Source organism: Candidatus Paceibacter sp., assembly GCA_013360865.1.
Lineage (GTDB): Bacteria > Patescibacteriota > Minisyncoccia > UBA9983 > UBA9983 > SURF-57.
On record JABWAS010000017.1, the window covers coordinates 1 to 11012 of the forward strand.

Annotated in this window: 11 protein-coding genes; 7 read left to right on the plus strand and 4 right to left on the minus strand. The window is 45.3% G+C overall.

Features of this window, described 5'->3' with window-relative positions; genetic code table 11:
• Nucleotides 1-784 (minus strand): DDE-type integrase/transposase/recombinase (locus HUT38_03635; GenBank protein ID NUQ57547.1); only part of this gene is annotated, 784 nt, incomplete at its 3' end.
• Nucleotides 785-1067: 283 nt separating this feature from the next.
• On the opposite strand from HUT38_03635, the gene HUT38_03640 reads away from it, so the two are divergent.
• The 7 genes from HUT38_03640 (at nt 1068) to HUT38_03670 (ending at nt 9553) form a co-directional block, all read left to right on the plus strand.
• Nucleotides 1068-1781: a ribonuclease H-like domain-containing protein gene (locus HUT38_03640; protein ID NUQ57548.1), complete on the plus strand. Its 714-nt coding sequence runs from the start codon at nt 1068-1070 to the stop codon at nt 1779-1781.
• A 213-nt stretch (nt 1782-1994) separates the two neighbouring features.
• Nucleotides 1995-3911, plus strand: coding sequence for an excinuclease ABC subunit UvrB (gene uvrB, locus HUT38_03645; GenBank protein NUQ57549.1), 1917 nt, complete (start codon nt 1995-1997; stop codon nt 3909-3911).
• Nucleotides 3889-4752: a TatD family hydrolase gene (locus HUT38_03650; GenBank protein NUQ57550.1), complete on the plus strand. Its 864-nt coding sequence runs from the start codon at nt 3889-3891 to the stop codon at nt 4750-4752. Before uvrB ends, HUT38_03650 begins: the two co-directional genes overlap by 23 nt.
• Before the next feature lie 36 nt (nt 4753-4788).
• The gene (locus HUT38_03655; GenBank protein NUQ57551.1) at nt 4789-5220 is read left to right on the plus strand and encodes a nucleotidyltransferase domain-containing protein; all 432 of its coding nucleotides are present in this window, start codon (nt 4789-4791) and stop codon (nt 5218-5220) included.
• Between the two features lie 3 nt (nt 5221-5223).
• Entirely contained in the window at nt 5224-5652 is a 429-nt protein-coding gene (locus HUT38_03660) for a DUF86 domain-containing protein (protein ID NUQ57552.1), read from the plus strand.
• A gap of 52 nt (nt 5653-5704) precedes the next feature.
• Nucleotides 5705-8254, plus strand: a complete 2550-nt coding sequence (gene uvrA / locus HUT38_03665; GenBank protein ID NUQ57553.1) for an excinuclease ABC subunit UvrA — start codon at nt 5705-5707, stop codon at nt 8252-8254.
• A 120-nt stretch (nt 8255-8374) separates the two neighbouring features.
• A complete protein-coding gene (locus HUT38_03670; protein NUQ57554.1) occupies nt 8375-9553 on the plus strand; it encodes a GIY-YIG nuclease family protein in 1179 nt (392 codons plus the stop codon).
• A gap of 55 nt (nt 9554-9608) precedes the next feature.
• Here HUT38_03670 and HUT38_03675 read toward each other — a convergent pair whose 3' ends face one another.
• Genes HUT38_03675 through HUT38_03685 form a run of 3 tightly spaced genes read right to left on the minus strand, consistent with a single transcriptional unit; the run spans nt 9609 to nt 10821 of the window.
• Nucleotides 9609-10019 (minus strand): hypothetical protein, encoded by a 411-nt coding sequence (locus tag HUT38_03675; GenBank protein ID NUQ57555.1) that lies wholly within the window; start codon nt 10017-10019, stop codon nt 9609-9611.
• Between the two features lie 17 nt (nt 10020-10036).
• On the minus strand, nt 10037-10645 hold the full coding sequence (locus tag HUT38_03680) for a hypothetical protein (GenBank protein NUQ57556.1): 609 nt from the start codon (nt 10643-10645) through the stop codon (nt 10037-10039).
• Nucleotides 10642-10821 (minus strand): hypothetical protein, encoded by a 180-nt coding sequence (locus HUT38_03685; GenBank protein NUQ57557.1) that lies wholly within the window; start codon nt 10819-10821, stop codon nt 10642-10644. Before HUT38_03685 ends, HUT38_03680 begins: the two co-directional genes overlap by 4 nt.
• Between the last annotated feature and the right edge of the window lie 191 nt (nt 10822-11012).

Below are 11012 nucleotides of genomic sequence, written 5' to 3' on the forward strand. Positions count from 1 at the left end.
CAAACCTGTTCGGATCTCCCAGATCAACTTTAAACTGGGAATAAAAGGATTCCTGATAACCGTTCTCCCAAGGACAGCCCGGTTTGGAACGAGAGATTAGGGAACCGACATTTTCCAGAATGGTTCTGAAATCTTTAGCGTCGTATTCCGTTCCGTTGTCGGAATGAAAGATTGCCGGTCTGGGATTATGGATCAAAGCGGACAGCAAGGCGTTGGCTGTTAACTGGACGCTGTGATTGGTCAAAACGGACAATCCTTTTACTTTTCTGGTAAACAAATCAAATATCGTGGCTAGATAAACGAATTTTCCTTTAAACGGAATGTAAGTGAAGTCCGATGCCCAGATATGGTTTTCGTAAAACGGACAACTGACCAGCAAAAGGTTGGGATAACAACAATCGCTCGGTTTGTTGATTTTAAAGGGTTTTCTGGCTCTTCGGCGGTATGGTTTGATTCCAAACAGCTTCATCGCCCTGATAACCGCTTTCTTGTTCCGTTTAAGGGCAAGCGCCAGTCTTTTATGGCCATAGCTCGGATGCTCTCTTAACACTTCCTCTATTCGGCATTTCAAAGACCAGTCTTTAATCGGTTGCTTTGGTTGATAATACAAAGAGGAGCGGGAAAGGTTGGCGTAAGGAACAAGTTCGCTGTTGGGCAAGACGCTTGTCCTTATCATTTCTTTTTCGTGTTCGGAAGCGGCAACGGATACGGAAACACCTTCGTTTTTAATTCGGTTGATAATCTGCTCCTTTATTTCCGGAGCGACGCGATATGATTTTTTCATATAGCTGATTCTACAAAATTACGCTGATAATTTCATGGAATCAGTGTCTTAAATTTGGGGTACCTGCCAAGGTATTCTACAAGGCAACAGGTGTTGCGTTATATTCTTGAATCTACCCACAGATGTTTGTCGTTATTTTTTATTCTGTTAAGATAATGTCATGGAAAAAGCTCTGATGATATTTTTTATAGCGCTGGTTGTCTTAGTCGGGCTTTATCTTTACATTGAGCTTTTTGACGCCGGAGAAAAATTAAACACTGTTGTTAAGGCGTTTTGTTAAAACATGTCCAAACTTATTTTTGACATAGAAACGGTGGGGGAAAATTTTGACGACCTGGACGAAGCCACCCAGGAAGTTTTGACCCGCTGGATAAAGAAAGAGTCCGACAACGAGGCGGAATATGAAAAGGCTTTAAAAGAGCTTAAAGACGGGCTCGGTTTTTCTCCGTTGACCGGCCAGATCGTGGCCATCGGCGTCTTGGATTACGAGAAAAACAAAGGCGTGGTTTACTTCCAGTCCCCGGACGTGAATGCCAAGGAATTTGAGGAGGGCAATATCTCCTTCAAACCCTGTTCGGAAAAAGAAATGCTGGAAAATTTCTGGAAGGGCGCGGAAAAATACAACGAATTCATCACCTTCAACGGCCGGGGATTTGACGCCCCGTTTCTGATGGTGCGCTCGGCGGTCCATAAGATAAAACCGACCAAAGACTTGATGTCCAACCGGTATTTGAGCAGCCAAAGATTTGGCGCTTCGCATATTGATTTGCTGGACCAGCTTACTTTTTACGGAGCTGTCAGGAAAAAAGGCGGGCTTCATTTATGGTGCCGGGCGTTCGATATAACCAGTCCCAAAGCGCAAGGAGTCACGGGCGACGATGTGGCCGGATTGTTCAAAGAAAAAAAGTACGAAGAAATAGCCCGATACAACGTAGGGGATTTGGTGGCGACCAAAGAGCTTTACGACTACTGGAAAAATTACCTCAAATTAAGCTGAATTTCAGCGGTTTTTACTTAAATCCTTTTATCACCGCCAGGCTCACGATGCCGGCGAATATTATCGCCAAAAATCCGGCGATGAACTTAAGCGAAGTTTTGTTGATAACGCCCATTGCCTCCATTTTAGCACGGTAAAATTTTAAAGAAGCGGTTTTTTGCTTGAGGCTGTGAATAATTGATTTGAAACCCGCTTCGTGGTGGAATATGGATTATGGCGTTATTTAAACTCCACTCCGATTATAAGCCGAGCGGCGATCAGCCGCAGGCGATAAAAAAACTGGTTGAGGGTATAAAAAAAGGTTATCGCTACCAGACGCTTTTGGGCGTGACCGGTTCCGGCAAGACTTTTACCATGGCCAATATTATCGCCGGTCTGGACCGGCCGGTTTTGGTGTTGGCGCCCAATAAGGCGCTGGCCGCCCAGCTGTACCAGGAATACAAAACATTTTTCCCGCAAAACTCCGTCAATTATTTCGTTTCCTATTACGACTACTATCAGCCGGAAGCGTATTTGCCGGTAACGGACACTTACATAGACAAAGAAGTGATGATAAACGAGGAGATAGACAAGTTGCGCCACCAGGCCACCGGCGCGCTGATGAGCCGGCGCGACGTCATCGTGGTGGCGTCCGTTTCCTGCATTTACAACCTGGGTTTGCCCCTGACCTACGCGGAGTCGGCTTTGCATCTGGAGGTCGGCCAGCCCATTACCAGAGGCGATCTGATAAAACAACTGGTAAAAATCCAGTTTTCAAGGACAACCGGCCTTTTGAAGAGAGGCGTTTTCCGCGCGCGCGGCGACATCATAGACGTGATGACCGCCGGCGGGGACAAATTTTCATACGAGATAATAATTGAAAATCAGAAAATAAAATCAATTCTGGCCATTGACGCCCTGACTAGAACGATAAAGGAGGAGCTCAAGGACATAATTATTTTTCCGTCAAAACATTTCGTCAGCTCTGAACCGCAGATGAAGGAGGCGCTTAAAAACATAAAAGAAGAGTTAAAAGAACGGCTAGATTTTTTCCGGAAAAATGGATTATTGCTGGAGGCGGAACGACTGGAGAGGAGAACTCGTTATGATATGGAGATGCTAAAAACTCTGGGTTATTGTCATGGGGTGGAAAATTATTCCCGCCACCTGACGGGTAAACTGGCCGGAGAACCGCCGGACACATTGCTTTCCTATTTTGCGACTAATGACTTGGAAGCTAAGCTTCCAAGGGCACTTGGAAGCTTAGCTTCCAAGTCAAGAAAAGCGCCGGACTTTCTTACCATAATAGACGAGTCGCATATCGCCGTGCCGCAAATCCGGGGCATGTACGAGGGCGATCGCCAGCGCAAACAGACATTGATAGAATTCGGTTGGCGATTACCCTCGGCTCTGGACAACCGGCCGCTAAAATTTGAAGAGCTTGAGAAGATTACCGGCCAGACAATTTTTACTTCCGCCACGCCGGGCAAGTGGGAAATGGAACAATCGGAGCAGGTGGCCGAACAAGTGATCAGGCCGACCGGACTGATTGACCCGCCGATAGAAGTGCGTCCTGTTTTTGACCGGAAATTAAACCGCAGTCAGATAAACGACATAATGGAAGAGGCCGGGGGTATTGCCAAAAAAGGGGAAAGAACAATCGTCAACACACTGACCAAAAAAATGGCCGAAGAACTGACTGAATTTCTGCTTAAAAAAGGATTTAAGGCCAAATATATGCACTCGGAAACAAAGACGCTGGAAAGGGTGGAAATTCTGACCGGCTTCAGAAAGGGTGAATTTGATGTTTTGGTTGGCGTTAATCTTTTGCGCGAAGGTTTGGATTTGCCGGAGGTTTCTCTTGTTGCGATTCTTGACTCTGACCGGGAAGGATTTTTGCGCAGCGAGCAGTCGCTTATCCAGACCATGGGCCGGGCGGCCCGAAACGTCAGCGGCAAGGTGATTTTGTACGCCGACAATATCACCGGCTCAATGAAGCGGGCGATAGACGAGGTGGAACGCCGCCGCAAAATCCAGATGGAGTATAATAAGGAAAATAAGATAACGCCCCAAACCATCAAAAAAGAAATCAAAAAATTATTGGATATTGAGACTAAAGAAAATAAAAATGGAAAATCTAAAATTGATTGACACCCACGCCCACGTTAACTTTAATGACTTTAAAAATGACTCTAATGAAACAATAAAAAGGTCGCTTAAAGACGGAATTTGGGTGATAAATGTCGGAGCGGAGAAAGCGACGTCCGAAATGGCCGTAAAAATGGCTGAAGGATACGAAGAAGGAGTGTTTGCCGCGGTAGGTTTGCATCCGAGCCATTTAATGGAACAAAATGTTGAGTATCAAGAAAACGGCGAACCGGTTAAATATAAATCAAACGAAGAGGAGTTTAATTATGATTTTTATCTGGAATTGGCGAAACACGAAAAGGTGGTGGCTATCGGTGAGTGCGGTTTGGATTATTTCAGAGTAACCGATCAAAATTTTAAAGAAAAACAAAAAGAAATTTTTGCCAAGCATATCGAGTTGGCAAAAGAAGTTAATAAGCCGTTGATAATCCATTGCCGCGACGCCCGCCCGCCATCGCTACGCTCAGGCGTTAGCGGGCAGGCGCACGATGATTTATTCAAAATTCTCCACTTGGAAGCCAAGCTTTCAAGTGGAGTGATGCATTTCTTTACCGGCACTGCCGACCAAGCAAAAAAATACATTGATCTTGGATTTTATATTTCTTTCTCCGGTGTAATAACATTTGCCAAAGAATACGAAGAAACTGTCAGGCAAATTCCGCTGGAAAAAATACTGACGGAAACGGATTGCCCTTATGTCGCTCCGGCGCCGCATCGCGGAAAAAGAAATGAGCCGGCGTATGTAAAATATGTCGCTCAAAAAATCGCGGAAATAAAAGGGTTGAGTTTTGACGAAGTGGCTGAACAAACAACCAAAAACGCGCGAGAATTGTTTGGGATATAAGTTTGCTTTATTGTCAATTTTTGATAGAATTTAGACATGGTAAATTTTGATCAGAAAAAATTAAATAGCTTTGCCAAAAAAGCGGAAGTTAGGTTCGCAGTTTTGTTCGGTTCGCGGGCTATTGGAACCGGCGCAAAAGACAGCGATTTTGATATTGCCGTATCTCTTAAAAACGGAAAAAGTATTTTTGAAGATATAAATAAATATTCAAAAATACTGGAAAATTTTTCAAAAATTTTTGCCGCCAATGAAGATAAGATTGACCTTGCAGATTTGGATAGCGCCAACATTCTCTTAAGATATGAAATTACGAAAAAAGGCGTTCTTTTGTTTGGCGACCATCAACTGTATGAAGAATTTAAAGCGTTTTCATTCAGGGATTATGTTGACGCAAGGTCGCTTTTTGAACTGGAAAATAAAATTATAAAAAAAAGGCAAATTTTTATTAAAAAAAGTTTGGCGGTTTAAAATATGCTTAACATAGATTTTATAAAAAGAAAAATATCGCTTATTCAAGACGAGGTGGTCAAATTATCCGATTTGGCGAAATACACTTTGGATGAGATTGCGAATGATTTTATAAAACAGGCGGCGGTGGAAAGAGTCTTGGAAAGAATCATCGCGAGGGCTATAGACATAAACCAACACATTATAGCGGAAAGCGAGAATAAAAATATTTCCGCGCCTAAAGATTACAAAGAAACTTTTACATCATTAGCCGAGCTTGGCATTTACGACAAAAGTTTTGCGGAAGAAATTTCAAAAAGCGTTGGCACTAGGAACATACTTGTTCATGAGTACGACAAGATTGATTACTCAAGAGTTTATAATTCAATAGGCGATTGTTTGCGGGATTACAACAAATATTGCGACTACATCCTAAAATTTTTGGAAAAATAAAAATCCTGCGCTAAATTTGCCTCACTGTCAATGTTTGTGCTAACATTTTGGCGTGCAAGATGAAGGAGAAAAAATAATAATAAAAGGCGCCAGAGTACATAACCTGAAAAACATCTCGCTGGAAATTCCCAAAAATAAATTGGTGGTTTTTACCGGCGTGTCCGGCTCGGGAAAATCAAGTTTGGCCTTTGATACAATTTTTGCAGAAGGGCAGAGGCGATACATAGAATCTCTTTCTCCTTACGCGCGGCAATTTTTGGGCCAGATGGACCGGCCAGACGTAGACGAGATGATAGGCCTTTCTCCGGCTATCGCCATAGATCAACGGGCGCTTTCGCACAACCCTCGTTCTACCGTTGGCACGCTCACGGAAATTTACGATTATCTCCGCGTTTTGTACGCGCGCTTAGGCGAAGTGTTCTGCCCCATAGACGGCGCGCGGATAAAAAAGCTTTCGCCGGAGGAAATGGTGGATATTGTTATCAGCAAAGCCAAAGAATTAAAGGAAGAATACGTGACGATTTTGTCGCCGGTGGTGCGGGGAAGAAAAGGAGAATACTACCAGCTGCTTTATGATTTTCTCGGGCTGGGATTCGGCGAGGCGATGATTGACGGCAATATCCACAACCTGCACGAAAAAATAACCCTTTCCCGATACAAAGCGCACGATATAGATATTGTGATAGATAAAGTTTTAATAAAGGACCAAAGCCGTCTTTTTGAAGCGGTGGAGTCGGCCTTGCGACACAGCAAGGGGTTGATAAAGGCGATGTTTAGCGCCGAACCCCGACATGCGATGTCAAAAAATTCCCCGACATCGCATGTCGGGGCTAGCGAGATTTTGCTTTCTGCCAGCTGGACATGCCCCAACGACAATTTCGCTTTTCCCGAGGTGGAGCCGAGGTTGTTTTCTTTTAACAGCCCCCATGGCGCTTGCCCGACCTGCAACGGCCTGGGCAAAGTTGATTTGTTTTTGAATACCATCTGCCCCGATTGTCACGGCAAAAGGCTAAAGCCGGAAGCGTTGTCTGTGAAGATTAAGAACAAAAATATTGAAGAAGCTACGGCGATGTCCATTGATAACGCCTATATCTTTTTTGCCGAATACGAGGAAAAAATGTCCGCCCGCGAAAAGAAAATCGCCCTTAACGTGGTCAAAGAAATTAAAGACCGCCTGAACTTTTTACTGGAAGTGGGGCTGGATTATCTGACGATGAACCGAGAAGCGGAAACTCTTTCCGGCGGCGAGGCGCAAAGGATAAGGTTGGCTTCGCAGATAGGTTCCAAACTTTCCGGCACGCTTTACGTGTTGGACGAGCCGACCATCGGCTTGCACGAGCGGGACACCGACCGGCTGGTGAAAACATTGAAATCTTTGCGCGATCAGAATAATTCCGTGGTCGTGGTGGAGCACGACGAAGAAACGATTTTTGCTTCGGACTTTTTGGTGGATCTTGGACCGGAGGCGGGCAAGAACGGCGGCGAAGTCGTGGCCGAAGGTTTCTTGGACAAGCTTCTTAAATCGCCGACGAAAGGCTCCAGCACCCTGGAATATCTCACCGGAAAAAGAAAGATAGAAATTCCGGCCAGAAGAAGCAAAACGACGGAAAGCATAAGAATAATCGGCGCCACGGCCAATAATCTTAAAAACTTGAACGCCGAAATTCCATTGCGCAAACTGGTGTGCATCTCCGGAGTTTCCGGCAGCGGCAAGTCAACTCTGCTTTACGATGTTTTGTATAGAAATTTGAATCGCATAAAATCCCGCATCAACGAGCCCTTGGAAAATGTGAGCAAAGTTCTGGGCGCGGAATACATAGACAAGTTGGTGATGGTGGACCAGTCGCCCATAGGCCGCAGTCCGCGCTCCAATCCGGCTACTTACACCGGAATATTTACCCACATCCGCGACTTTTACGCTTCTTTGCCGGAGGCGAGGGAAAGGGGATACACCTACTCCCGTTTTTCCTTCAACCGTCCCGGCGGCCGGTGCGAGGCCTGCGAAGGAGCCGGCTTTAATCTCATAGAGATGCATTTCTTGCCGGCCGTTACGGTGGAGTGCGAGGTCTGTCGCGGCAAGAGATTCAACCGCGAAACCCTGGAGGTAAAGCATAAAAAGAAAAATATCCACGATGTTTTAAAAATGTCCATTTCCGAAGCGCGGGAATTTTTTGACGGCATTTATCTCATTACGGACAAGCTGAAAGTTTTGGAGGAAGTGGGGCTGGGTTATCTGGAGCTTGGCCAGTCGGCCACGACTCTTTCCGGCGGGGAAGCGCAGAGAATAAAACTGGCCCGGGAGCTGGTCGGGCCATTGGGCAAGCGGGCGCTGTATATTTTGGACGAGCCAACCGTCGGGCTTCATTATAAGGATGTGGAAATGTTGCTGAAGGTGCTGAACAAATTGGTGGAGAAAGGCAACTCGGTGCTGATAATTGAGCACAACATGCACGTTATCAAATGCGCCGACTGGATTATTGACCTTGGGCCGGAGGGCGGCGAGGGCGGCGGGCGTATCGTGGCCGCCGGAACTCCGGAAGACGTGGCTAAAGAATCAAAATCCGCCACGGGAAAGTATTTGAAGAAGTATTTGAAAAGATAAAGAGCGAAGAAAACAAATTTTGAAAATCCTGGGCGGGGGCGGCCGCCCGAGTCTGCGAGGGTGGGGCTAGAGGATTTTCCAAAATTTGGTTTTCGGAGCTCTGAATAAATTAGATCACTTGTGTCATTATTTGATCAAGCCAAAAAATTGCCGAATAAGCCGGGGGTGTATATGTTCCTTGATAAGCAAGGTGGTATTCTTTATGTCGGGCGGGCGACTTTCCTGAAAAATCGTGTGGCGAGTTATTTTAGGATTCCGCCGGCTGGCGGAGATTCGAGAATAAAAGAAATGGTGGAACAGGCCGCCAAACTTGAGCACATCGTTACGGACACTATTATTGATTCCGTTATTCTGGAAGCCAATCTCATCAAGAAACACTGGCCGAAGTACAATGTGCGGGAAAAGGACGATCGGTCCTTTATTTATATAATCATAGACAAGTCGAATTACCCTAAGCCGATAACGATAAGAGGCAAAGAGTTGGCGGCTTTTCCTGCCAAAAATTTTTCCGTTTTCGGGCCTTACAAAAGTTTGCGGACGGCCAAAGAAATTTTAAAAATCGCCCGCCGGATTTTCCCGTACAGCACTTGTAAGCCGAATCAGGGCAAACCCTGTTTCCATTATCAGATTGGCTTGTGTCCGGGCGTGTGCGTCGGCGCAATATCCAAACAAGATTACCAAAAAAATATTGACAATCTTGTTTTGTTTTTAAGCGGCGAGAAAAAGAGGTTGCTAAAAAAATTAATGAAAGAGAATCCGGAAAAGGCGGATAGTTTAAAACATGTTCAAGATGTCGCCTTAATAAACAGGGAAGATGAGAACGGCGCGGGTTTTGGCAAGCTGGGTAGAATTGAAGGGTATGACATTTCTCATTTTGCCGGCAAGGAGACTTACGGAGCGATGGTGGTGTTTGAGAACGGCCATGAAAACAAAGACGCTTACAGATTGTTTAAAATAAAAGAAGCGCCGCCGGGCGATGACCTGGCGGCGCTTAAAGAAGTGATTGAGAGAAGGCTGAAGCATGATGAATGGCTAAAGCCTGATTTGATTTTGATAGACGGCGGCCGGCCTCAAATTGTCTTTATAAAAAGAGTTTTATCGGAAAATAAAGTCAATATTCCGATTGTTGGAATTTCCAAATTTCAAAACGACAAACTTGTTTTTCCCGCCGGGACGAAAAAATCTTTCCAGGAACTGGCTGAAGCTTCAAAAAATTTGTTGTTAAGGGTTCGCGACGAAGCCCACCGCTTCGCCAACTTCGCCCGCAGGAGGAGAAAAAAGATTGATTCCGGATTGTAAAAAAATAGAGGCGTTGAAGTCGTAATAACTTCAACGCCTTTTGTGCTTTATAATCTCACCTCCTTCTGTTTTGGCGCTTTACGTCGCGCCAAAAATTTTTGTTAACCCTGGTGTTTCTTATCAAAGCCACCCGCGTGCGGTTTGTGCGAACTCGCACGGATGGCCCGCCGGCATGGCCGCGGTAACGGATATTTAATCCCATCGCGCCAGCCAGTGGCCCGAGATGGCCCCACTTGACCTCGTCGTGCCGTATGTCAACCCTGCCATTGTATCGGTCAACCGGAATTTGTTTATTTACAAAAACCGTCCCGTCAACGTGGTCTGGCACCTGGGGAACATAACTTCCCCCGTCATAAAGCGGTGGTTGCCGCAGTGGTTGTGGCGGGCGTGTTTGCCCAATGGCGACAGAAAATTCAGAAACGAAAACGACAACTACAATCAAAATCAAAAATTTCAGCATTTTCATTTTTCCTCTCCTTTCGTTTAATATCCGCCGTAATTTCTGACAAAATCCGCCGGTCCAGAGTAAGTTCCTCTGTCACCAACACGATAATATTCATTTATCCTCGAGTTGGTAGAACTGATTGAGCCGCTGGAACCATCATGGCCGATATTCCAGTTGACGTCGGAATCATGTCTGTTGTTACGGAGGTATTTCACGTTGTAAAAATACCCCCGACGTAACACTGCCGGTCCTTGGTAGGGTGGCTTGTCTTGTGTATGTGATTCGGATTGCGGTTGTTGTTGTGGAGCGGTAGTTCCTAAATACGGAAAACTGCCCCCGCACTGGCCGCATTTTATTGCGGAGTAAAGTTCGGGTGGCTGCTTAAACTCATTGCAGTATCCGCATTTTGGGCAGATGGCGCTTGTAAGTTGAGCCGCCTGTATCTGCATCGGTACTTGCGGCTCTGCTTGGACAACGTAATGAACGCTGTCCGCTTTCGGCGTCGGCGCCTGCTTTGCCTGCGAAGCGCAGCCGCAGAGCATGTAACAAAGCGCCACTGCCAAAAACAAAGCCACAATAATCCAAAATAACCAGTTCTCCCTTCTTTTTATTATTTTTTCCCGAACTTCTTTTTCGGTCAGACTCATTTCCTCCTCCTTCCGGTTTTTCCCGTAAAAAGATAAAAGTAAAAAATTATTCCGCCCAACAATATTTTCAAAAAACTCAAAAATCCGGCGGAAATTTCAATCAAAGTTTTTGTATAGGCGGCCGCTATGGCGCCTACTACAAAAAGAGCGACAAGAAATCCATTCACTTTGCCCATAACCCCTCCTTTTGAGCGTAAGGTTTTGGTGAGACTTTATTTTTTAAAGAACAATTTAATTATACATAAAAATAAACAAAAGTCAATGGTAGCGTTTAGTCTCAATAGCTTGGCACCACTTGATGGAATATCATCAAGCATATGCCATATACAACAAACAAGAATATGCCGCGCATTAGGAGAGAAGCGGC